Below are 22,650 nucleotides of genomic sequence, written 5' to 3'. Positions count from 1 at the left end.
CCCCCTCCTGAGCCCGATGTACGCCGCTCGCCGCCCGGCCACGGTGGAGGCATGTCGAAACTCCTCTACCGGCTCGGCCGGTCTGCTGCGACCCGGCCCTGGGTCGCCATCGGCGCCTGGGTCGTCCTCGCGCTCGTCGTCATCACCTCCTCCGTCGCCTACGGGCGCGACCTCGAGGAGAGCTTCGAGGCACCCGGCCTCGACTCCTACCAAGCCGCGGAGCTGCTCGCCGAGGCCCGGGTCGACGAGGGCGGAGTCACCGCCCACGTCGTGCTCGAAGCCCAGGACGCTGCGGCGCAGCTGGCACCGGTGGAGGCCGCTCTCGAGGCGCTCCCGCGCGTGCTCAGGACGACCAGCAACGTCTCGCCGGACGGCGCCATCGCACTCGTGCGCGTGCAGTACCCCGGGATCGAGCACCTCGAAGCCTCCGACCTGGACAACCTCAAGGACGCCGTCGCCGACCTGCGCGACGAGTCGTCGCTGACGTTGGAGACCGGAGGCGACCTGTTCTTCGCGTTCGAGGAAGCACCCACCGGGCTCGGCGAGGTCGCGGGGATCGTCGTCGCGATGATCGTCCTGCTGATCGCCTTCGGATCCTTCGTCGCGATGGGGCTGCCGATCGGGATGGCGCTGTTCGGTCTGGTCATCGGCGTCACCTCGATGAAGCTGGTGACGTACTTGATCGACATCCCGGCGTGGGCGCCGCAGCTGGCGGCCATGGTCGGGCTCGGCGTCGGCATCGACTACGCGCTCTTCCTGGTCACCCGGCACCGCGAGCACCTGGCCCAGGGGATGCCGGTCGCCGAAGCGGCCGGCCGAGCCCTGGCGACGGCAGGACAGGCGGTGATCTTCGCCGGCGGCACGGTCGTCATCGCGATCCTGGGGTTGCTCGTCGCGGGGATCCCGTTCGTGACCGGTGGCGGGATCGCCATCTCCGCGATGGTGCTCGTGATGGTGCTCGCTTCGGTCACGTTGCTGCCGGCACTTCTCGGACTCGCCGGGCACCGGATCAACGGGCGTCGGCGCACGTCGCACCGGCCGAGCACCGGCTGGTACCGCTGGGGCGCTCACGTCACCCGCAACGCGACGGCGTACCTCGTGGGGGGAGCGGTCCTCATGATCGCCCTGGCCGCACCCGTGCTCGCGCTCAACCTGGGCTTCCCGGACGACGGGACCAAGCCCGAGTCGAGAACCGAACGCCGGGCCTACGACCTGATCGCCGACGGGTTCGGCCCGGGGGCCAACGGGCCGCTGGTGATCGCGGTCGACATCTCCCGGGACGGGTCGGTCGTGGCGCCGCTGGCCGCGGCGATGGCAGCGGACCCGGGCATCGCCTCGGTCGGCGACCCGTCCATCGATCTGCCCGCAGGCGTGGCGACCCTGGTGGCGCAGCCGACCACGTCGCCCCAGGACGAGGCCACCCAGGAGACCGTCGCGAGACTCCGCAGCGAGGTCTTCCCGACGGTGCTCGACGGCACCGCAGCGACCGCCCATGTCGGCGGTCAGACCGCCGCCTTCGCCGACCTCGGTGACCGGGTGCAGGAGCGGATGCTGCAGTTCGTGGTGGCCGTGCTGGTGCTGTCGTTCCTCCTGCTCACGCTGCTGTTCCGGTCGGTGCTGGTGCCGCTCAAGGCGGTCCTGCTGAACCTGCTGAGCGTCGGCGCGGCGTACGGCGTGCTCGTCATGGTCTTCCAGTGGGGCTGGGCGGCCGGCCTGATCGGTGTGGAGTCGACGGTGCCGATCGTGTCGTTCATCCCCCTGTTCATGTTCGCGATCCTGTTCGGTCTCTCCATGGACTACGAGGTGTTCCTGCTGTCGCGGGTGCGCGAGGAGTACCGCCGCCACGGCGACAACACCCGCGCGGTCATCGCGGGGATCGCCGGCACCGGGCGCACCATCACCGCAGCCGCGCTGATCATGGTCGCGGTCTTCTCGGGCTTCGTCCTGGGCAGTGACCCGGTGGTGAAGATGATGGGAGTGGGACTGGCCACGGCGATCTTCCTCGACGCGACCGTCGTGCGCCTGGTGCTGGTCCCCGCCACCATGAAGCTCCTGGGCGACGCGAACTGGTGGCTGCCGGGGTGGCTGGATCGGCTGCTGCCGGAGCTGGACTCCCCGTCGGTCGAGGAGCCGGTGGAGGAGCCGGTGGCAGCGGTAGGCCGACCGCCGCTGGCTCCCTAGGGCCGGCGCGTCCGGGCCGAGCCGCGCGACGGCATCGCGGGGCTCGGCCCGGGGCGCGGGCGCGCTAGACCGACAACCTGTTGACTGTCCTCGAGACGTGATCACCCGTTCTCTCCAAGAACACGATCTCCCCGTACTCGACGTGCGACCAGCCGTCGCCGTCCTCCGTGAGGGCCTCGGAGGCGAAGATGGCGGCCGATGCCTCGTCCTCGTCGCAGGCCACGAAGTCGTAGGACGTGTCGTCGCTCGGGACGTGGCGACCGATCAGCAGGTACATCGGCTCCAGGAGCATCGAGAGGGCGAAGTCGTCCGTGCCCGGGCCGGACTCCCGCAGCTCCTTCCAGTCACCGACCGGGTTGGTCTCGCCCTGGTGCCCGAGGCCCGCGTTGATCCCGATGATCCGGTTCGGCGACACCAGGGCCATCTTCAGCTTGGTCAGGGCCGGCAGGTCGAGGTCCTTCATCGCCTTCGCGATGAGTCCGACCATCTCCTCGACCGCGCGTTGGACGTCCTCGTTGCTGTCGCCGTCGAGGAGGGAGAGCAGGAGCACGTAGAGGAACTCCGTGTCCGTCGAGCCCCGCATCTGCTTCAGGTACCTGTCCTCGCAGTGCTGCAGCAGCTCCCTCTGCAGGAGCATCCAGTTCGGCATGTCGCCGTTCTGGGCGACGATCCACGGTGTCTCCTCGAAGGAGAAGGGGTGGCAGTTCTCGTCCACCATGACGGTCGTCGAGTTGTAGACGGCTGCGCGCACGTGGGCGAGCATCGTGCTCGCCTGGAGGCTCGGGATGAGGTGGGCGGCGTTGTCGTCGTAGAACGCAGGCATCGGCCGGCGGTAGACGAGGGGATCCTCCGGCTTGAGCAGATGCTCGCTCCAGGCGCCGAATCCCCAGCCCGCCAGCTGCAGGTCCGGGTAGCGCTCAGGGTCGAGGGCCTGGTTCACCAGGCTGTTCGACGGCGTGAGCAGCAGGCTCTCGAGCGGGGTCTCGGGCCCGATGTAGGCGAGCACTCGGCACATACGGGTCCTTCGCTGAGGGGGGCGGGACGCGGCGGCGTCCACGAGCGTCGCCACCCTACGGGCAGGTCAGGAAGAAGATGGTCGAGCAGATCGCCACCCAGCGCACACGCCCTCGGCGCCGGCGGGCGATCGACCTGCGGAGAGGATCAGTAGCGCCGGATCGGCTTGTGGGAGCCGAATGCCATGACGATGGCGACGATCCACAGGACCACCGTCCAACCGCCCAGCAGGTTGATCCAGAAGATCGTCCAGTGGTTCGACTTGCCGCGCAGGGCCGCCACCGCCCACGGCAGCATGTAGCCGCCGGTGAGGAGAGCCACGACGACGGCGACGAACGCGCTGACCGGACGATCACGCTGATCGGTCAGATAGCTGCTCACTGCTCCAGCCTACGGGGAGCACGGCCGGGACCGGACCAGGTCGAGCGTCCCCAGATCGCGCACGGCGGCGGCGGTCCGCTCGACCATGACGGCGAACATCCGGTCGCCGCGGTCGGTGTGGGCGCCGTACGCACAGCCGAAGACCGGTACGGATCCCCTGGAGCATCGCGGATCGGCGCTCGGGGGCACCGAGGGAGGTGGCGACGAGGTAGGCGAGATCCTCGGCGCGGTGCCCTGCAGCGCACTCAGTCGTCGGTGGACGCCGCAGGTCCCTGCGTCGCGTATCGCGCGGTGATGGTGCGGACGGCTTCGTCGACGACCTGAGCGACGCGTTCGGGACTCACCTCCCAGCTCGGCACCAGGAGGGCCGGCCAGAACACGTAGTTGGAGATCATGCCCAGGAACTGGGTGGCGGCGAGGTCCACGTCCTCGACCCGCACCGTGCCCGCCTCGTGCTCAGCGAGGAGGTAGCTGCGTACGGACTCGAAGTAGGGCAGCTTGCCCTGCGAGAACTGCGCATGAGCCAGCTCGGGAAACCGCGGCAGCTCGGCGATGACGATCCGGAACAGGTCGGTCATCTGGCGTCGGCCCAGCAGTTCGGCGTAACGGCGGCCGATGGTGCCGAGCCCCTCGGTGATGTTGCCTGCCGGCGGGATCTCCTCCTCCTCGGAGGTCGACCAGGACTTGGTCACGATCGCGTCGAACAGCGCTGCCTTGGTCGGGAACTGCTTGAACAAGGTGGCCCGCGAGACGCCCGACTGCTCGGCGATCCGGGCCAGCGACGTCCGGTCATAGCCCAACTCGAGGAACAGGGCGGTCGCTGCCGACACGATCAGCGCGCGCTTCTCCTGGGCGACGCGCTGGTGGTACGTGGTCGCGGTCCTGTCCATGGGCGCAGCATACGAGGTGAGTGGCTTGACTCGCCACGGCTACCCACCTAGTGTTGGCGATGGTGAGTCGCTCGACTCACCACTGACCGCAGTCCGCCATCGAGGACCGGTCAGCCACTGATCTGACGAAGGACACCTGATGCCCCGCTTCGACAACCAGACCGTGCTCGTGACCGGCGGGACCGGCGGGCAGGGCGCGAGTCACGTCCGTGCTCTCCATGCGGAAGGCGCCAACGTGGTGATCGGCGACATCGACGCCGAACGCGGCGCCGCTCTCGCCGACGAGCTCGGGCCCCGCGCTCGCTTCACCCACCTCGACGTCACCGACGAGGGCTCCTGGGCCGGCGCCGTGCTGGCCGCCCAGAACGCTTTCGGAGCCCTCGACGTCCTCGTCAACAACGCCGGCGTCCAGAACCCGCCCGCGCCCATCGAGCACACCGACCATGCCACCTGGTCGCGCATCCTCGACGTCAACCTCACCGGGACGTTCCTCGGCATCAAGACCGCCGCCCCGGCCCTGCGTCGCACGGCCGGCCGCGCGAACGGGGGAGCCATCGTCAACATCGCCTCGACCATGGGCCTGGGCGGCACGGCCCACTACGCGCCGTACGTCGCCAGCAAGTGGGCCGTCCGAGGACTCACGCGGACGGCAGCACTCGAGCTCGGCCGCGACCGCATCCGTGTGAACACGATCCACCCAGGCGTCATCGCGACCCCCTTCATCCACGAGCCGGCAGCCGGCGCCACCGCCGCGATTGCGGACTTCTACTCACCCGAGCCCTTCGCCATCCCGCGGCTCGGGGAGCCGACCGACGTCACCCGGCTGCTCCTGTTCCTCGCCTCGTCGGAAGCCTCGTTCATCACGGGGTCGGAGTACGTCATCGACGGTGGGCTCCTCCTCGGGCCCGCTCTCCAGGCCGAGTCCGCATGAGCACCCCCGGTGCCACCGGCGGGAACGACTACGCACGGAACTCGTCCCTGTCCCACCTGCCTGACCACGTCCGGCGAGCCATCGAGATCACCCCGGCCGCGGGCACCAGGGAGCGGATCATCGACATCACGACGGTGGGGCGCCGGACCGGCCGACCGCGCCGACTCGAGATCTTCTTCTACCGAGCCGCGGGCGCCACCTACCTGTGCAGCGGCGCCCGCGGTGGCGCGACCGACTGGCACGCGAACCTCCTGGCCAATCCCGACTTCACCTTCCACCTCAAGAACGGGATCCGCGTGGACCTACCTGCCCGGGCCACGCCAGTCACCGACCCCGAGGAACGCCAGGCGGTGCTGACGGCGATCGTCGCGGACCTCAACCAGCCTCACGACCCCGGCACCATCCGGCCGACCCGGCTCGAGGACTGGAAGAACAGCCGGCTGATGCGCGTCAGCTTCCGCGACGAGCCATGATCGCCGACCCGTGACGGGGGCGTAGACCGTTGCCGATGTGGCAACACTGGAGGCGTGCAGCAGGGCGATGGATCGCGGGGGACCACGGAAGGGCTCCTGGGCCCGTGGCGGGCGGTGCGGTGATCGGCCGGAGGCTGCGTGCGCTCCCGGGCCTGGTCGCCGGGGCACCGCCGTGGTCGCTCGTGCTGGTTGGGGCCGTCGTCACGGTCCTGGGTGCCAACCTCCTCGTCCGCCCCCTGAGCGCACTCGAGGTGCTCGGCTACTACGTCGGCGCCAGCTGCGTCCTCTCCGGGCTCGGCGACCTCCTCGGACAGAGGGGCGAGCGGCGAGATCGGGTCGTGCTCGTGCAGGGCGTCGCCTGGCTGGTCGCCGGACTCGCGGTCGTGGTGTGGATCGGCCGCAGCATCGAGCTCCTCGGGCCCTTCGTGGCCGTGCTGCTGATCGTCTCGGGCAGCGTCTCGGTCGTGGCGCTCGTGCGCGACCGGAGCAGCGCCGCGGTGCTTCGGGCGCTGTTCGGCGCGTCGGAGACCGCCTGGGGCGTGATGGCCCTGTGGTGGCCCGACGTGACGCTGCTGGTCGTCGCCGTGCTGTTCGGCGCACGCACGGCCGCGTTCGGGGTCGCCCTCGTGTGGCGGGGTGCCCGAGGAGATCGCGCGGTGTCGCGCCACGCTCCTCCGTCGGTGCCGGCGATCCGCTGGGCGAGCGCCGTCCTGGTCCTGGCGGTCGCTGTCGCGGGGCTCTACGTCAGTAACCTGTTCCGGGCCGGTCTCCCGGTGCTGGACGACTTCTACGACGCCCCGGCGAGCGTCCCGGCGGAGCCGGGCCGGCTGGTGCGGAGCGAGCCGTACGACGGTGACCTGCCTGCTGGTCTGACGGCGTACCGGTTCCTCTACACGACCACCGCGTCCGACGGGTCACCAGCGCTGGCCAGCGGAGTGCTTGCCGTGCCCGAGGAGCCCTCTGCCGAGCCGGCGCCGCTCATCGCCTGGGCGCACGGCACCGTCGGTGTCGCCCGGGCGTGCGCGCCGAGCCTCGGTCGGGCCGCGATCAGCACGGAGGGGATGCCGGCCATGGACGCGCTCGCCGAGCGAGGGTGGGCGATGGTGGCGACCGACTACACCGGGATGGGGGCGGAGGGGGAGTTTCCCTACCTGGTCGGTGCGGGCGAGGCCTACTCGGTGCTCGACTCGGTGCGAGCCGCACGCGAGGTGCCCGGCGTCCGGCTGGCTGACCAGTCCATCCTCTGGGGTCATTCCCAAGGTGGGCACGCGGCACTGTGGGCCGGCCAGCTCGCGTCGTCGTACGCCCCGGACGCCGGCGTGGTCGGGACCGCGGCGCTCTCGCCGGCCGCCGATCCGCTCGGCCTGGCCGAGGTGGTGACCGCGAACCCCGGAGTCCCCGGAGCGAGCCTCGGCATCGCCTTCGTCGCCGACGCGTACACACGGACCTACGGGGTCGCCCTCGACGCGCTGGTGGCGCCCTCGGCCCTCACGATCGTCCGCGAGGCGGCTTCTCGTTGCACCGGCGAGGGCGGCACGTTGTTCACCATCCTCGGGGGGCTGGCGATCGCTCGGGACCAGCCGATCCTGCGCGAACCGCCCGGGGAGGGCCCGTTGGCCGACCGTCTCGCCGAGAACGTGCCGACCGGCCCCTGGGCGGCGCCGCTGTTCGTCGCGCAGGGAACAGCGGACGAGGTGATTCCCGTGCGCCTGACCGAGGCCTGGATCCCGCGAGCGTGCGCGAGTGGTGCCACGCTGACGTTCTCGACGTACGACGGCGGCACCCACATGAGCGTGCTCGAGCCGGACGCGCCCCTGTCCGGCCAGCTCGAGCAGTGGACGGTCGATCGGTTCGCCGGCGTGTCCGCCCCCACTGACTGCTCGATCCGCAGCGACTGAGAAGAGGGTGACCGAACCCGATGGACCTCATGACCGAAGCCGTCGCACCAGCACTTCGGGCGCTGGCGGGGGTCCTGCTCTGGGGCGGGCTGCTGGCGTGGTCGCTCGAGCGAGACCCTCGGTCGCTGCGCAACGGGTTCCTGGTCATCGTGCTTGCGCACTCCGTGCTGGGCCTCGGCGTCCTCGCGACCACCGCGTCGTCCGCGCTGGAGACGGTCGGCAACATCGTGACCCTGGTCGTCACGGTCGCGGTTGCGCTCGGTCTCCTGACGTTGCCGCTGCTGCTGGTCGGCAACGGCGTCGTGATGATGCGTCGTGAGAGGAGATCGCTCGGCAACGCGTTGTCACTGGTGACCGGGCTCGCCCTGCTGGGCCTGCCGGTCGTCCTCGTGCCGCTGCTGCGCCACGAGAACCCGTGGACCGGCAGCGCGGCTGTCGCCCTGCTCACCGCTCAGGCCTGCATCAGCGCCTGCTTCCTGGCCTTCGCAGCCCACACCGCGCTCTACGCGCGGATCGCCCGACGTGCCCCCGCCCGCGCGGTGGTGGTGCTGGGGAGCGGCCTGGTGGGAGGAGGAGTCTCGCCGCTGCCTCGCCGCCCGGCTGGAGCGCGCGGTCACCGCTGCCGACGAACGCGACGGGGCCGGCCGCCGGCCCGTCCTCGTGCCCAGTGGCGGCCAGGGACGAGACGAGCCCCGGCCGGAGGGCCAGGTCATGGCCGAGTGGCTGCGCCGGCGCGGAGTCGAAGCCAACGACATCCTCATCGAGGACCGCGCCCGCACCACGCGCGAGAACCTGCTCCTCAGCGCCCGCCTGCTGGAGCGGCACGGCGTACCCGCGCCGTACCTCGTCGTGACCAACGACTACCACGCTCCACGAGCTGCCGAGCTCGCCCGCAGGCTCGGCATCGACGCTCAGGCGATCGGGGCGCCGACCGCCTGGTACTTCTGGCCCAGCGCCTACCTGCGGGAGTTCGCGGCGGTCATGCTCGGGCACCGGCTGCTGCTGGCTCTGTCCGGCATCGCGGTCGTGGGCATGGCCTCGCTGACATGGTTGTCCCTGTCCGCGCGGTGACCCGGACGCTCGCGCAGAGGGACGGAGCAGGTGGCGATGGATCCATGGGTGTGGCCGGCGTACGTCGGGGTCGTCCTCGGCGCCTCGGCCTTGCTCTTCCTGCTGGTGCCGATCCTGGCGTACCAGTACCGGCGCTACGGCCAGTTCACCCCGCGGCGTGCCCTGGGTGCAGCGGCGGTGAGCGTGTACGGCACCTCCCTGCTCGCCTACACGTTCCTGCCGCTGCCGGACAGCCGCGGCGACTGGTGCGCCACCGCCTCCGCGAGCCCTCAGTGGCGGCCCTTCCAGTTCATCACCGACATCGCTGACGCGGCTGCCGGCACCGGGCCGTTGCAGCTGCTGAGCAGTCGCGTCACCTTGCAGGTGCTCTTCAACGTCGTGCTGTTCGTGCCGTGGGGACTGATGGTCCGCGGGTTCTGGGGACGGTCCGCGGCCTTCGCCGCGTGGTCGGGGCTCCTGGCCTCGGTGGTCATCGAGAGCACCCAGCTGACCGGGGTGTGGGGGACCTACCACTGCGCCTACCGCGTCGGCGACGTGGACGACCTGATCACCAACGGCCTCGGCGCACTCGTCGGAGCCGTCCTCACGCCCTGGGTGTTGTGGTGGATGCCTCGTCCGCGGTCCTTCGACGACACCCGGCAGCTCCCCCGACCCGTCAGCAGCGGGCGACGGTGGCTCGGCATGGCGCTCGACCTCGCCGCGTTCAACGCGCTGGGGCTCGCCCTCGTCGTCAGCTATCGGCTCGCTGCTCTGGCCACCACAGGTCGCCTGCCATCGACGCACCCTCTCGTCGAGGCAGCACTGATCACCCTGGTCCCCGCCTTCTGCGTCTTCGTCCTGCCCGCCTGGCACGGGACCGGGGCTTCGCCAGGCCAACGGGCAGCCCGACTCGAACCCGTGTGGGACCACGGCCCCAGCACCTCCCGGCGACTGCTCCGAGCCATGAGCGTGGCCGGCACCTACAGCCTGACCCAGTTTTACGTCAGGTGGCAGCCCGAGTCCGTCGGTGCGACCGCGGCACAGGCCGCGGGGACCCTGCTGCTGCTGGCCGCCTTCGTGGCCGTTCCCCTCACCCAGCAGCGTGGGCTCTCGGGCGTGCTCACCGGCGCCCGCTTCGAGGATGAACGCACCGCCATGCCAGGACCGAGCGCCACCCCTGACGGGGTCGCCACAGGTCACCGTCCAGCCGGGCCGCGCGAGCGCTGAGAGCTCTCCTCGGCGGACGGCGTCTCGCCTCCTCCGTGGGTGGCTCGCCATGACCGGCGGCGCCGGTCGGCAGACGCCCCCGGCTCAGGCCAGTTCGAGCGTGCCCAGGTCGCGCACGGCGGCGGCGGTCCGCTCGACCATGACGGCGAACATCCGGTCGCCACGGCCGGTGCGAGCGCCGTACGCACAGCCGAAGACCGACACGAGGATCCCCTGGAGCATCGCGAACCGGTAGTCCTCGAAGCACTCCTCGAGGGAGTGGCCGGTGACGCCGTGCTCGACGAGGCGCGAGTGGTACGCCGCCACGATCGACCGCTCGTGCTCGCGGCGCACGCCGGGATCGAGGCTGGTGGCGACGAGGTAGGCGAGGTCCTTGGCGGGCAGCCCGAGGCTGAGCGTCTGCCAGTCGACCGCCTTCACGGGCACGGCGGGGTCGGGGGAGAACATCAGGTTGTCGAGGCGGTAGTCGCCGTGGACGATCCCGAACCGCTCCGCCCGCGCCAGCGACCAGTCCCGGACCACCGGCAGCGTGGCGCGCACGGTCGCCGCGGCCTCGGCCGTCATCAGCGGTGCGGTGATGACGAGGAAGGCGTCGACCGCCGACGGGTAGACCTCCGCGAGCAGGTCCGCGCCGTCGGCGTCCTGCAGGGTGATCCAGCCGAGGTCGAGCAGGGCCGGGTCGCACCATCGCGGCCCGTGCAGCCCGGCGAGGTTCTGGGCCGCGCCGAGCACCTGCTGCGGCGTCCCGCCGAGCAGCTGGTCGCCCTGCTCGGCAGGAGCGAGGTCCTCCAGGACGAGGGTGAAGCGCCCGTCGTCGGTTACGTCGGTGGCGAGGTGGCAGGCAGGCACGTCGACGGCGACGGTCGGCTCGAGCTCGCGGTAGAAGCTCACCTCCGACCGGTAGGCGCCGGCCAGCATGCCGCGGGTGCCGGCGTCGGCGGTCGGCAGCTTGACCAGCAGGCTCGTCGGCAGCCCCTCGCCGGTCAGCGCCACCCGCAGGCAGGACCCGATCTGGCCGAAGCCGACCGGCGTCACGTCCACCGACCCGGGCACGGCGCCGAGCACCGCACCGACCCACGCGGGGGTGATCTGGTCGGCGGTGTCGATCGTGAGTGCACTCATGCGATCCATCCCGGGTTGGTGGGCAGGTCGCGGGTCACCGCGCGCACCGAGGAGTACGCCGCCAACACGGGCGCCAGCTCGGCCGGTGTGGCGCCGTGGAGGACGACCGAGTCGGCCCCGATCGCGAGCTGCTCGACCACGCGGGCGGCGCACTGCTCGGCGGTGCCGGTGGCCGACGCGGCCAGCCACTCCGCGGGCAGCACCTCGTCCCGCAGGTAGGTCAGCTGCTCGACGGTCCCGATCGCGTCGAACGCCCCCGGGTAGCCCTGCACGAGCGGGTCGGCGCGGAACCGGTCGAGCACGGCGGCGTCCCAGCCGTTCGCGGCGACCAGCACATCGCCGTACCCCTGCAGGTAGGTGGCGAGCCGCCCGACCAGCTTGCGCAGCCGCAGCTCCTCGGGCAGCGAGTCTTCGATCGTCGCGAGCACCGCCCAGATGCGCACCGAGCCGGGGTCGCGCCCCGCCTCCTCCGCCGACGACCGGATCGTCGACACCGACCGCGCCAGCGCCTCGTCGGTGAGGAACGTGTGCAGCACGACCCCGTCGGCCAGTCGTCCGGCCAGCGCGAGCGATCGCGGGCCGATCGCGGTCATCAGGACCGGGACGTGCTCGTCGAAGGAGGAGTCCTGGTTGAGGTAGGGGTAGGACCCGGCCGGCCCCTCGTGGCCGAGGACGGCCTCGCCGCGCCAGAGCGAGCGGTAGATCCCGACGACGTCCTCGAGCTGCGCGCCGGTCACCCGCGGGAGCCCCATGACGTCGAAGAGCGCGGCGAACCCGCGCCCCAGGCCGAGGGCGTAGCGCCCGCCCGAGAGCCGGTGCGCGGTCGTCGCCATCGTCGCGGTGACCAGCGGGTGGCGGGTGTTGTGGTTGGTCGCGGCGGTGGCGATGCCGACGTGCTCGGTGGCCGCGGCGACCGCACCGGCCAGCACGCCGGCGTCCTTGAGGTTGAACCGCTCCGACAGGAACACCGACCCGAGCCCCAGCTCCTCCGCCAGCCGCGCCTCCACGAGCAGGTCGCGCGGCTGGTCGGTGTGGCCGGCCAGGCCGTAGCAGGCCAGCTCCGGGAAGCGCACGCTCACCCGAACGCCCGCGTCACGTGGCCGACCAGGTCCGGGTAGCGCTGCAGGTGGGCGCCGCCGTTGAGGTCGAGCACCTCGCCGGTCAGCCAGCGGGCGGTCGCGAGGTAGACGATCGCCTCGGCCACCTCCTCCGGCGCGCCCGGACGCCCCAGCGGGGTGTTGTCGACGTAGTCCTCCCGCACCCCGGGGATGTCCATCGCCGGCGCGGTCAGCGGCGTCACGACCAGCCCGGGGGAGACGGCGTTGACCCGGATCCCCTGCGGCCCGAGCTCGAGCGCGGCGACCTGTGTGAGCATGGCGAGCCCCGCCTTGGCCGAGCAGTACGCCGCCATGCCGGTGCCCGGCTGGCGGGCGTTGAGCGAGGCGATCGAGACCACCGACCCGCCGGTTCCCGCCGCGGTCATCACCCGGGCCGCGTGCTTGATGACGAGCATCCCGCCGACCAGGTCGACGTCGACGACCCGGCGGAACTCCTGGACGTCGTGGTCGACGACCTGCATGAGCGTGCTCACCCCGGCGCTGTTGACCACCACGTCGAGTCGGCCGTGCTCGGCGACGACCGTGTCCACCGCCGCTGCGACCGACGCCTCCTCGGTCACGTCGACGACCAGGTCCGCGGCGGTGCCCTCGAGGTCGCCGGTCACCACGGTGTGGCCGGCCGCGCGCAGGGCCTCGGCCGTCGCCGCACCGAGGCCGGATCCGCCGCCGACGACGAGCGCGACCGGCTTTCCGGGCTGCCCGGCGCCGTCGGCGTGATCGGCGTGGTCGTCGTGGTCGTCGTGGTCGTCGGGGGAGGGGCTGGTGGTCATGCGGCTGCTCCTTGCTTGCGGGCGCGCCGGTCCTGGAGCCGGCGCTGCTTGGCGACGAACCGGGTGGCGGCCCGGTTCGCGAAGGCCGGGGCGAGGCGACCCACGCGCCACGCGATCCGAGCGGGACGCGGCGTGACCAGCAGCGGGCGGTCCGAGGCGACGGCGGCGAGCGCCTCCGCGGCCAGCACGTCGGGGTCCAGCGGGCGGCGTACGCCCTGGCCCTTGAGGTAGTAGTCGCGCCCGTGGAACCGGCCGAGGTGGCCCTTCTCCAGGATCGGGGTCTCGACCGCGGCCGGGCAGATCACGGTGACGCCGACGCCCTTCGCGGCCGCCTCGGTGCGCAGCGCGAGCGAGAGGCCGACGACCGCGTGCTTGGTCATCACGTAGCTGGTGATCAGCCCCGCCGCCATCAACCCGCCCATCGACGCGGTGTTGACGACGTGGCCGCCCCACGCGGTGCCACCGGCGCCCTGGCGGACCATGTGCGGGTACGCCGCGGCGACACCGTGCACCACGCCGCGGATGTTGACGTCGATGATCGCGTCCCAGTGCGCCAGCGCGAGGTCCTCGGTCTCGCCGCCGAACGTGATCCCCGCGTTGTTGAACAGCAGGTCGATCCGGCCTCCCCGCGCCACCACGTCGTCGACCGCCGCCTGCACCGCGGCCGCGTCGGTCACGTCGAGCCGCACCGCCCGGGCCGTACCGGTCACGTCGGCCCGGCCGGTCACCTCGTCGGCCACCCGCTGGGCGGCGACCTCGTCGAGGTCAGCGACGACGACGTGCGCCCCCGCGTCGACGAGCGCGCGGACCAGGGCCGCGCCGATGCCCGAGCCGCCTCCGGTCACGAGGGCCTGGCTGCCGGCGAACGGGTCGGCCGGGCTCACCGGCTGTGCTCTGCGCCACACGGGGTCAACAGTGTTGACACGCGTCAGGTCTGTCAATGGCCCACGCGGGTCGGTCTCGCTGGAGTCGGACCGGCCTAGTCTGCGTCGCGTGCAGCTGGAGGTGACCGGCCCGGTCTTCGAGTGGTCGTCAGGTTCATCGGCTCCCCGACGAACCTGACGGTCCCCCGATGAAGTTTCGTCGGGGGACCGTGAGCTCTGTCGGGGCCCCGATGAACCTCGCAGCCCGCGCGCCGACCGCGCCGGTCAGCCCGGCGCGTGCAGCCCGAGGAACATCGTGGTGGCGGCGTCGACGAGCTCCTCGGGGGTGGCCTCGAGCGAGCCGTCGAGCCACGCGGAGACGAGCTCGGCCATGCCGCCGATGAAGAGCAGGCCGGCGATCTCGCCCTCGCGGGGGCCCCAGCCGCCGACGCCGTAGATGTCGCGCGCCTCCTGGGCCGACCGGTGCGCGAAGTGGCGCAGCAGCTGCGTGCGGCGGGCCCGCAGGCCGGGCATGGCGCCGGCCTCGATGATGGCGACGCGACCCTTGCGGGGGTCGGCGGTGAGGTACTCGACGAAGGCCAGCACCGAGGCGCGCGCCCGCGCGGCCGGGTCGTCCCCGGCGGCCTCGCCGGCGGCGAGGCTGACCTCCTCGATCTCGGTCGCGATCCGGTCCATGACGGCGGTCAGTGCGTCGTCGAGCGAGCGGAACGACTCGTAGAAGTAGCGCTCGGTCAGACCCGCCTCGGCGCAGATCCGCGTCATCGTCGGCCGCGTCCCGGTGGGGTCGGCCCAGACCGCGAGCGTCGCCTCGAGCAGCCGCTCGCGGCGCTCCGCGGCGCGGTCCTCGGCGCTGACGCCGCGGTAGGTCCCGGACTGCACAGCCATGATCGCCACCCTCTCACGACAAGGTTGACAGGACGTCCTGTCTGAATGATGCTGGCTCGACCGTAGCGCCCACACCTCCCAGGGAGCCTCCCGTGTCGCTCGACGTCAGCAGCCCACCCGCCCGCCGCGACCGCTCCGGCGCGTCGACGGCGGACCAGCCCGAGGCGGTCCGGGAGCTCCCGCAGATCCGGCCCGACGACCGCGGCAAGCCCGTGCTCGGCCGGGCGTTCGAGTACGCCAAGGACCCGTTCGCGCTCTTCCGCCGCCAGTGGGACCACTACGGCCCGGTCGCGCCGATCTCGATGCTCGGGCAGCGCTGGGTGATGCTGCTCGGCCCGGACGCCTGCGAGGAGGCGTTCCGCAACAAGGACAAGGCGTTCGCCAACGGCCCGGCCTGGACCTACCTGGTCGGCCCGTTCTTCAACCGGGGCCTGATGCTGCTCGACTTCGAGGAGCACCACATGCACCGGCGGATCATGCAGCAGGCCTTCACCCGCGACCGGCTCGAGGCGTACGCCGCGCGGATGCACGCGCCGATCGAGGCCGGCATCGCCGACTGGGCCGCGAAGGGCCGCGACCGCGACTTCCGGGCCTACCCCTCGCTCAAGCAGCTCACCCTCGACGTCGCCGCCGACATCTTCATGGGCGGCGCGGAGGACACCACGCCCGAGGAGATGCAACGGGTCAACGAGGCCTTCATCGCCTGTGTCCAGGCGGCGGCCGCGCTGATCCGCAAGGACCTCCCCGGCACGCGGTGGGGCCGGGGCCACCGCGGCCGTGAGGTGCTCGAGGACTTCCTGCGCCACTACCTGCCCTCGCGCCGCGCCGTCGAGAGCGACGACCTGTTCTCGCAGCTGTGCCACATCGAGAGCGACGAGGGCGAGCGGTTCAGCGACGACGACGTCGTCAACCACATGATCTTCCTGATGATGGCGGCCCACGACACCTCCACCATCACGCTCTCCACCATGCTCCAGCTGCTGGGCCAGCACCCCGAGTGGCAGCAGCGCTGCCGCGAGGAGTCGCTCGCGCTCGGCCCGCGCCCGACCCTCGCCGAGTTCGAGGGCCTGGAGTCCATGGACTGGGTGATGAAGGAGTCGCTGCGGCTGCGCGCACCCGTCCCCGTCGTCCTGCGCCAGACCGTCAAGGACACCGTCGTCCAGGGGGTCCGCATCCCCGAGGGCACCTTCGTCACCGTCGCGCCGCAGTTCGCGCAGGTGATGGAGGAGCTGTGGACCAACCCGCTTGTCTTCGACCCCGAGCGGTTCTCCCCGGAGCGTCGCGAGGACAAGTCCCACCGCTACGCCTGGAACCCCTTCGGCGGCGGCGTGCACAAGTGCCTGGGCATGTACTTCGCCGGCGCCGAGGTCAAGGCCGTCCTCCACCACCTGCTCCGCGGGTGGGAGTGGAGCGTCCCGCCCGGCTACGTCGCCCCCATGAACAACAACTCCCTGCCGTTCCCGAAGGACGGCCAGCCCATCGACCTGCGGAGGACCCGTTGACCGCCACTCTCGAGCCCGGCGCCGCCGCCGCGACCTCGGCCCGGCCCGCCTGGGTCACCGACGCCAAGCTCGCGTCCTGGAACCGCTGGGTCTCCGCGCCGGTCACCGGCGGCGAGGAGCCGCTGACCGCGACCGCGCCGTACGACGCACGGCCGACCGCGCCGGTGCCGAGCTGCTCCGCCGACGACGTCGCGGCGACCGTCGTCCGCGCCCGCTCCGCGCAGTCCTCGTGGGGCGGGCTGACCGTCGCCACGCGGGCCGAGGTGCTGCTCCGCTTCCACGACCTGCTGCTCGAGCGGCAGGACGAGGTCATCGACCTCATCCAGTGGGAGATGGGCAAGGCCCGCTACCACGCCTGGATGGAGATCCTCCAGGTCGCCAACCTGACCCGGCACTACGCGCGCCGCGCCGCGGCGTACCTCGCCGACCGGCCGGTCCGCGGCGCGATGCCCCTGCTGACCAAGGTGCGCGAGGCCCGCGTGCCGCGCGGCGTCGTCGGCATCGTCTCGCCGTGGAACTACCCGCTCTACCTCGGTGTCGGCGACGCCGTCCCCGCCCTGCTCGCCGGCTGCGCGGTCGTCAGCAAGGCCGACCCGCAGACCCCGCTGACGATGCTGTGGACCCGCGCGCTCATGGGCGAGGCCGGCCTGCCGGCGCACGTGTGGGACGTCGTCGCCGGACCCGGCGCCGAGGTCGGCACCGCGCTGGTCGGGTCCGCCGACTACGTCTGCTTCACCGGCTCCACCGCCACCGGCCGGATCGTCAGCGAGGCCGCCGCCCGCCGCCTCGTCGGCGCCTCCCTCGAGCTCGGCGGCAAGAACCCGCTCCTCGTCCGCGCCGACGCCGACCTCGACAAAGCCGCCGCCGGCACCGTCGACGCGGTCTTCACCAACACCGGCCAGATGTGCATCCACATCGAGCGCGTCATCGTGCACGAGAGCGTGTACGCCGCGTTCCGCGACAAGCTCGTCGCCGCCACCCGCGCCCTGGCGGTCGGGCAGTCCTTCGACTTCTCGATCCAGGTCGGCTCGCTGGCCAGCGCGGCGCAGCTCGCGAAGGTGGCCGCCCACGTCGAGGACGCCGTCGCGAAGGGCGCGACCGTCCTCTGTGGCGGCCGGGCCCGCCCCGACCTCGGTCCGTACGTCTACGAGCCGACCGTGCTCGAGGGTGTCACCGACGACATGGACCTCTGCCTCGGCGAGACCTTCGGCCCCGTCGTCGCGCTGCACCGCGTGGCCAGCGACGACGAGGCGGTCGCGCTCGCGAACCAGGGCTCCTACGGCCTCTCGGCCAGCATCTTCAGCCGCGACACCCGCACCGCCCAGGCCTCGCCCGACGGATCCGCGCCGGCTCGGTCAACATCAACGACGGCGCCGCGCTCGCCGCCGGCTCGGTCGAGGCCGGCATGGGTGGCATGGGCGACAGCGGCCTCGGTCGCCGCCACGGCGCCCAGGGCATCCAGCGGTTCACCGAGACCCAGACCATCGCCCTGTCCCGGATGGGCCCCGTCGGCCCGCCCCCGGGCATGGCGCTGGAGACGTTCGTCAAGCTCGGCAACGCCCAGCTCAAGGTGCTCCGCAAGCTCGGCTCCCGCTGAGCCCGCTCCCACCCCGGCCCTGCGGGGTAGGTTGCCGCGCGTGCCCACCTCCTCGCGCCCGGCGCGGCGTACCCAGGCCGAGCGACGCGCGAGCACCCGGGGCGCCCTGCTGGACGCGACGATCGAGGTGCTGGTCGACAGGGGGTACGCCCGGCTGACCGCGACGACCGTCTGCGAGCGGGCGGGGGTGACGCGGGGCGCCCAGGCGCACTACTTCGCGACCAAGGCCGACCTCGTCGTCCAGGCGCTGGCGCACCTCACGGACCGGCTGGTCGACGACCTGGTGAGCCGTCCGCTGGACGTGGCCGACGGCCCGGCGGGGCAGTACGCCGTGCTGCTGGACCGCCTGTGGGAGATCTTCGGCGGGCCGGTGTCGTCCGCGCAGCTGGAGCTGTTCGTCGCCGCCCGCACCGACGAGGACCTCCACCGGCACCTGGTGGAGTTCGACGGCGCCGTCCAGCGGACGCTGGCGACCGCGGCCGCCCGGGTCGCTCCCGAGCTGGTCGGGCGCGAGGACTTCAAGCCGCTGATGGTCACCGCGATCGCGACGATCCGCGGCCTGCGGATGCTGCGGGCGGTGGCGAGCGAGCCGCAGGTCCAGCGCAGCTGGCCGCCGGCGCGCGACCAGCTGCTCGCCGGCCTCGGCTGACCGCTCCGACGGCGCTGAGGAAGCGCGGATAACGCGCGGAGGAAAGCGCGCGAGAGCACTTACCTGCAGACGCGCAGGTAAGTTACAGTCCGGTTCACCTGACGTGGCGTGGCTCACACCCGTCGCGTCGCACGCGAACCGAGAGGACCTGCGTCGTGGACTTCGACGACACCCCGGACGAGGCGGCCTGGCGCGCGAAGGTGCGCGCCTTCATCGAGGAGCACCGCGACGAGCTCGGCCGTCGCGGTGACGAGCAGCGCTTCGACGACCGGGTCGCGCGCGCCCGCCAGGCGCTGCTGTACGACGGCGGGCTGGTCGGGGTGACCTGGCCGGTCGAGGCGGGCGGCCAGGGCGGCACGCCGATGCAGCAGGCCATCGTCGACCAGGAGCTGGCCCGCGCCGAGGTGCCCGGGCTGATCAACCTGATCGGCATCGGCATGTGCGGCCCGACGGTGATCCACCACGGCAGCCCCGAGCAGCGCCAGCGCTACCTCCAGCGCCTGCTGCGCGCCGACGACGTGTGGTGCCAGCTGTTCAGCGAGCCGGCGTCCGGCAGCGACCTCGCCGCGCTGCGGACCAAGGCGGTGCGCACCGAGGACGGCAGCTGGCGGATCAGCGGACAGAAGGTGTGGACGACCCTGGCCCACCTCGCCGACCACGGCATCGTGCTCACGCGCACCGACCCCGACGTCGCCAAGCACCGCGGCCTGACGATGTTCGTCGTCGACATGAAGGCGCCGGGTGTGACGGTCCGGCCGCTGCGGCAGATGAGCGGCGGGGCGGCGGACTTCAACGAGGTCTTCTTCGACGACGTGGTCGTCCCCGACGAGGAGCGGCTGGGCGACGTCGGCGACGGCTGGCGGGTCGCGCTGACCACCTTGATGAGCGAGCGGCTCTCGCTCGGTGGTGGCGGCACCGAGATCGGGGTCGGCTCCGCCGCGATCGCCGAGCACGTCGCCCGCCACGTCGGCGACCTCCCCGCGGACCGGCAGGCGCTGGTGCGCCAGGACCTCGGCCGGGCGTACGTCGACAGCCTCGGCACCCGCTACACCGGTTACCGCCAGCTCTCCGCGATCAGCCGCGGCGACCTGCCCGGCCCGGAGGCCTCGGCCGGCAAGCTCGCCGGCACCAAGTCGGCCAGGGACCTCGCCGACCTCGCCGTGCGCGTCCTCGGTGACTCCGCGGCGTACGCCGTCGGGCCGGACGGCTCGAGCACCTGGCAGGACCTCCAGGCCGTGCTCCCGGGCATGGCCATCGCGGGCGGCACCGACCAGGTGCTCCGCAACGTCATCGGCGAGCGGGTCCTGGGCCTGCCGCCGGAGCCCCGCGCCGACAAGGGCGTCACCTTCCGCGAGAGCCTCGCCGCCGCGGGCGCCTGAGACCAGGAGAACGACATGAACTTCGACCTCGACGACGAGCAGCGCGACCTCGCCGCCTCCGCTCGTGACTTCCTGGCCTCCTCGGCCTCGCCGGCCGTCGCCCGCGCGGCCCTGGACGCCGACGACCCGGCCGCGGCCGAGCTCGCCCCGGGCCGCGACGCCCTGGTCGCCAGCGGCTTCGCCACCATCACGGTGCCCGAGTCCGCCGGCGGCGGGGGCGGCTCGCTCCTCGACCTGGCCGTGGTCGCCGAGCAGGCCGGCCGGGTGCTCGCCGGGCCGTCCCTCATCACCTTCGCCCGCGCCGCGGTCCTCCTCGCCGGCGACGACGAGCGGCTCGCCCGCCTCGTCGACGGCAGCCTCCGGGTGGCCGTCGTCGACGGCACCGGTCCGGTCCTCGACGCCGCCTCCGCCGACACCTTCCTCGCGCTGCGCGGCGACGACCTGGTCTGCGGCCCGGGCGCCGTCGACGTGCGCGCGCCGATCGACCCCACCCGCGGGCTGGGCCAGGTCGTGCTCGGCGACGTCGAGGTGCTCGCCACGGACGCACGGCTGCGCTGGGAGCACGCCGAGCGGGTCGGCCGGGTCGTCCTGGCCGCCGAGGACCTCGGGGCGGCCGGGCGCGCCCTCGAGATCGGCGTCGCCTACGCCCAGGAGCGCCAGGCGTTCGGCCGGGCGATCGGCTCCTACCAGGCCGTCAAGCACGCGCTCGTCGACGCCTACGTGCAGGTCGAGCAGCTGCGCTCGCTCGTGTGGTGGGCCGCGTGGGCCGCCGACCAGGCCGTCGACGAGCTCCCCATGGCCGCGGCCGCCGCGAAGGCCGCCGCCGCCACGACGCTCACCACCGCCGCGGAGACGCTCATCCAGGTCCACGGCGGGATCGGGTTCACCTGGGAGCACGACGCGCACCTGTACTGGCGGCGCGCCAAGGTCGACCGCTTCCTGCTCGGCGACGACGTGGCGGCGTACGACGAGGTGGCGCGGCTCGCGATCGCGCAGGCGCTGGCGCACGACGGGCCCTCTGCCGACGCCGGCGCGCAGGCCGAGGCCGCGGTGGCCGCCCGATGAGCGCGCGGACGGTGGAGCAGGGCTCCACGGCTGCCGCCCGGCCCGGCGAGCACAACCTCGCCGTGCTGGCCGAGCGCTCCTTCGAGCGGCACGGCGACTACGAGGCGCTGTTCTTCGAGGGGCAGTGGCACACCTCGGCCAGCATCCACGAGCGCGCCGCCCGGGTGGCCGGCGGCCTGCGGGGCATCGGCATCGAGGTCGGCGACCGCGTCGTCGTGCTGATGATGAACACTCCGGAGGTCTTCATCACCTACCGCGCCGTCTGGCGGGCCGGCGCGGTCGTGACGCCGGTGCTGTTCCTGCAGACCCCGCCGGAGCTGCGGCACATCCTCACCGACTCCGGCGCCCGCGCCGTGGTGGTCACCCCGGAGTTGCTGCCGCTGCTCCAGTCGGCCGCCGAGGGTCTCGACCTCGAGGTGCTCGTGGTGGGGGAGGAGGCCGAGGCGACGCCGGGCACCCGCCCGTACGCCGAGCTCGAGGCCGCCGACCCGCTGCCGATCGAGCCGCGGGGCGACGACGACCTCGCCGCGCTGCTCTACACCGGCGGCACGACCGGTCGCGCCAAGGGCGTCATGCTCAGCCACCGTGGCCTGTGGGAGAGCGGGGCCGGCATCGACGCGGTGGCCCGCACGATGGACTCCACCCGCTCGCTGCTCCCGCTGCCGCTCTCGCACGCCTACGGGCTGATCGTCGTGGTCGGCGGGATGCACAGCGAGCGTCGGGGCGTGTCCGTCCTGCAGCGGTGGTTCGACGCGAAGGGCTGGCTGGAGCTGGTGCAGGAGCACCGCCTCGAGTCGAGCCCGGTGGTGCCGTCGATGCTGACGATGCTGCTGGCCGAGCCGCTCGACGACCACGACCTGTCCTCGCTGCAGTCCTTCGGCTCCGGCGGCGCCCCGCTCCCCGAGTCGCTGCGCCAGGAGGTGGAGGGCCGGCTCGGCGTCGTGGTGCTCGAGGGCTACGGCTGCACCGAGGCCAGCGCGGTCGTCTCCGCCTCGACCATGCACGAGCGGCGCGCCGGCAGCGTCGGCAAGCCGCTGCCGCACGCCGAGGTGGCGATCCTCGATCCCGCCGGGCAGCCGGTGCCCGCCGGCGAGGACGGCGAGATCTGCGTCCGCGGCCCCGGCGTGATGCTCGGCTACTGGAACGAGCCCGAGCTCACCGCGCAGACCGTCGTCGACGGCTGGCTGCACACCGGCGACATCGGCCACCTCGACGGAGACGGATTCCTCTACGTCGTCGACCGGGTCAAGGACCTCATCATCCGCGGCGGGTTCAACGTCTTCCCGCGCGACGTCGAGGACGCCCTGCTCACCCATCCCGAGGTCACCTCGGCGGCCTGCGTGGGCCGCCCGGACCCGGCCAGCGGCGAGGAGGTCGTCGCGGTGGTGTCGGTCCAGCCCGGTTCGACCCTGACCGGCGAGGACCTGGTGACGTACGCCAGGGGCCGGCTCGCGGCGTACAAGTATCCCCGCGAGGTGCTCGTGGTCGACGCCGTCCCGCTCACCAGCGTGGGCAAGACCGACCGCAAGGCCGTCCGTTCCCTGGTCCGCGGCTGACCGCCCGCCCGCCGGGAGTCGTTGACAGAACCGCTGTCACTGTCCAGACTGACAGGAAGCCCTGTCAGAATCGGAAGG

20 protein-coding genes and 1 pseudogene are annotated in these 22,650 nt (G+C 72.6%); 13 read left to right on the top strand and 8 right to left on the bottom strand.

Features of this window, described 5'->3' with window-relative positions; translation table 11 throughout:
• Nucleotides 1-51: 51 nt before the first annotated feature.
• On the top strand, nucleotides 52-2,181 hold the full coding sequence (locus H7344_RS10905; protein WP_186346055.1) for an MMPL family transporter: 2,130 nt from the start codon (nucleotides 52-54) through the stop codon (nucleotides 2,179-2,181).
• Between the two features lie 64 nt (nucleotides 2,182-2,245).
• Here the strand turns inward: H7344_RS10905 and H7344_RS10900 are convergent, their stop codons facing one another.
• From H7344_RS10900 to H7344_RS10890, 3 genes are all read right to left on the bottom strand, one after another.
• Nucleotides 2,246-3,187 carry a class II glutamine amidotransferase gene (locus tag H7344_RS10900; protein ID WP_222130519.1) on the bottom strand — a complete coding sequence of 314 codons (942 nt, stop codon included), beginning with the start codon at nucleotides 3,185-3,187 and terminating at the stop codon, nucleotides 2,246-2,248.
• A gap of 155 nt (nucleotides 3,188-3,342) precedes the next feature.
• Nucleotides 3,343-3,576 (bottom strand): superinfection immunity protein, encoded by a 234-nt coding sequence (locus tag H7344_RS21180; RefSeq protein WP_186346053.1) that lies wholly within the window; start codon nucleotides 3,574-3,576, stop codon nucleotides 3,343-3,345.
• Between the two features lie 245 nt (nucleotides 3,577-3,821).
• Nucleotides 3,822-4,466 carry a TetR/AcrR family transcriptional regulator gene (locus H7344_RS10890; protein WP_186346052.1) on the bottom strand — a complete coding sequence of 215 codons (645 nt, stop codon included), beginning with the start codon at nucleotides 4,464-4,466 and terminating at the stop codon, nucleotides 3,822-3,824.
• Between the two features lie 139 nt (nucleotides 4,467-4,605).
• On the opposite strand from H7344_RS10890, the gene H7344_RS10885 reads away from it, so the two are divergent.
• The 5 genes from H7344_RS10885 to H7344_RS10865 all read left to right on the top strand — a co-directional run bounded on the left by H7344_RS10885 (nucleotide 4,606) and on the right by H7344_RS10865 (nucleotide 10,045).
• Entirely contained in the window at nucleotides 4,606-5,397 is a 792-nt protein-coding gene (locus H7344_RS10885) for a glucose 1-dehydrogenase (RefSeq protein WP_186346051.1), read from the top strand.
• Complete coding sequence (locus H7344_RS10880) at nucleotides 5,394-5,870, top strand: nitroreductase/quinone reductase family protein (RefSeq protein WP_186346050.1); 477 nt, start codon at nucleotides 5,394-5,396, stop codon at nucleotides 5,868-5,870. Before H7344_RS10885 ends, H7344_RS10880 begins: the two co-directional genes overlap by 4 nt.
• A 182-nt stretch (nucleotides 5,871-6,052) precedes the next feature.
• Entirely contained in the window at nucleotides 6,053-7,768 is a 1,716-nt protein-coding gene (locus H7344_RS10875) for a lipase family protein (protein ID WP_229707143.1), read from the top strand.
• Nucleotides 7,769-8,290: 522 nt separating this feature from the next.
• Nucleotides 8,291-8,839, top strand: coding sequence for a YdcF family protein (locus tag H7344_RS10870; protein ID WP_186346048.1), 549 nt, complete (start codon nucleotides 8,291-8,293; stop codon nucleotides 8,837-8,839).
• Between the two features lie 36 nt (nucleotides 8,840-8,875).
• Nucleotides 8,876-10,045 (top strand): VanZ family protein, encoded by a 1,170-nt coding sequence (locus H7344_RS10865; protein ID WP_186346047.1) that lies wholly within the window; start codon nucleotides 8,876-8,878, stop codon nucleotides 10,043-10,045.
• 84 nt (nucleotides 10,046-10,129) lie between these two features.
• On the opposite strand, the gene H7344_RS10860 is transcribed toward H7344_RS10865, so the two are convergent.
• The 5 genes from H7344_RS10860 to H7344_RS10840 all read right to left on the bottom strand — a co-directional run bounded on the left by H7344_RS10860 (nucleotide 10,130) and on the right by H7344_RS10840 (nucleotide 14,824).
• Nucleotides 10,130-11,167, bottom strand: coding sequence for a phosphotransferase family protein (locus H7344_RS10860; protein ID WP_186346046.1), 1,038 nt, complete (start codon nucleotides 11,165-11,167; stop codon nucleotides 10,130-10,132).
• Nucleotides 11,164-12,246: a TIGR03857 family LLM class F420-dependent oxidoreductase gene (locus H7344_RS10855; protein ID WP_186346045.1), complete on the bottom strand. Its 1,083-nt coding sequence runs from the start codon at nucleotides 12,244-12,246 to the stop codon at nucleotides 11,164-11,166. The genes H7344_RS10860 and H7344_RS10855 overlap by 4 nt, the downstream gene beginning before the upstream one ends.
• Entirely contained in the window at nucleotides 12,243-13,055 is an 813-nt protein-coding gene (locus H7344_RS10850; RefSeq protein ID WP_186346044.1) for an SDR family NAD(P)-dependent oxidoreductase, read from the bottom strand. Before H7344_RS10850 ends, H7344_RS10855 begins: the two co-directional genes overlap by 4 nt.
• Nucleotides 13,052-13,960: an SDR family NAD(P)-dependent oxidoreductase gene (locus H7344_RS10845; protein ID WP_222130518.1), complete on the bottom strand. Its 909-nt coding sequence runs from the start codon at nucleotides 13,958-13,960 to the stop codon at nucleotides 13,052-13,054. Before H7344_RS10845 ends, H7344_RS10850 begins: the two co-directional genes overlap by 4 nt.
• Nucleotides 13,961-14,203: 243 nt before the next feature.
• A complete protein-coding gene (locus tag H7344_RS10840; RefSeq protein ID WP_186346043.1) occupies nucleotides 14,204-14,824 on the bottom strand; it encodes a TetR/AcrR family transcriptional regulator in 621 nt (206 codons plus the stop codon).
• Between the two features lie 92 nt (nucleotides 14,825-14,916).
• On the opposite strand from H7344_RS10840, the gene H7344_RS10835 reads away from it, so the two are divergent.
• The 7 genes and pseudogenes from H7344_RS10835 (at nucleotide 14,917) to H7344_RS10810 (ending at nucleotide 22,572) form a co-directional block, all read left to right on the top strand.
• Nucleotides 14,917-16,326, top strand: a complete 1,410-nt coding sequence (locus H7344_RS10835; RefSeq protein WP_229707142.1) for a cytochrome P450 — start codon at nucleotides 14,917-14,919, stop codon at nucleotides 16,324-16,326.
• A pseudogene (locus H7344_RS20645) lies at nucleotides 16,224-17,594 on the top strand (succinic semialdehyde dehydrogenase); the annotation flags it as partial. The gene H7344_RS10835 and the pseudogene H7344_RS20645, both read left to right, overlap by 103 nt.
• Nucleotides 17,516-17,923, top strand: coding sequence for an aldehyde dehydrogenase family protein (locus H7344_RS20640; protein WP_260989468.1), 408 nt, complete (start codon nucleotides 17,516-17,518; stop codon nucleotides 17,921-17,923). The pseudogene H7344_RS20645 and the gene H7344_RS20640, both read left to right, overlap by 79 nt.
• Nucleotides 17,924-17,963: 40 nt before the next feature.
• A complete protein-coding gene (locus H7344_RS20635) occupies nucleotides 17,964-18,572 on the top strand; it encodes a TetR/AcrR family transcriptional regulator (protein ID WP_186346042.1) in 609 nt (202 codons plus the stop codon).
• Nucleotides 18,573-18,727: 155 nt separating this feature from the next.
• Nucleotides 18,728-19,951 (top strand): acyl-CoA dehydrogenase family protein, encoded by a 1,224-nt coding sequence (locus tag H7344_RS10820; RefSeq protein ID WP_186346041.1) that lies wholly within the window; start codon nucleotides 18,728-18,730, stop codon nucleotides 19,949-19,951.
• Between the two features lie 15 nt (nucleotides 19,952-19,966).
• Nucleotides 19,967-21,016, top strand: a complete 1,050-nt coding sequence (locus H7344_RS10815) for an acyl-CoA dehydrogenase family protein (RefSeq protein ID WP_186346040.1) — start codon at nucleotides 19,967-19,969, stop codon at nucleotides 21,014-21,016.
• Nucleotides 21,013-22,572, top strand: coding sequence for a class I adenylate-forming enzyme family protein (locus H7344_RS10810; RefSeq protein WP_186346039.1), 1,560 nt, complete (start codon nucleotides 21,013-21,015; stop codon nucleotides 22,570-22,572). The genes H7344_RS10815 and H7344_RS10810 overlap by 4 nt, the downstream gene beginning before the upstream one ends.
• Nucleotides 22,573-22,650 lie beyond the last annotated feature (78 nt).

Source organism: Nocardioides deserti (assembly GCF_014266025.1).
Taxonomy (GTDB): Bacteria; Actinomycetota; Actinomycetes; order Propionibacteriales; family Nocardioidaceae; genus Nocardioides; species Nocardioides deserti.
The sequence above is the reverse complement of the archived record's forward strand: the minus strand, read 5'-3'. Positions and strand labels throughout refer to the sequence as shown.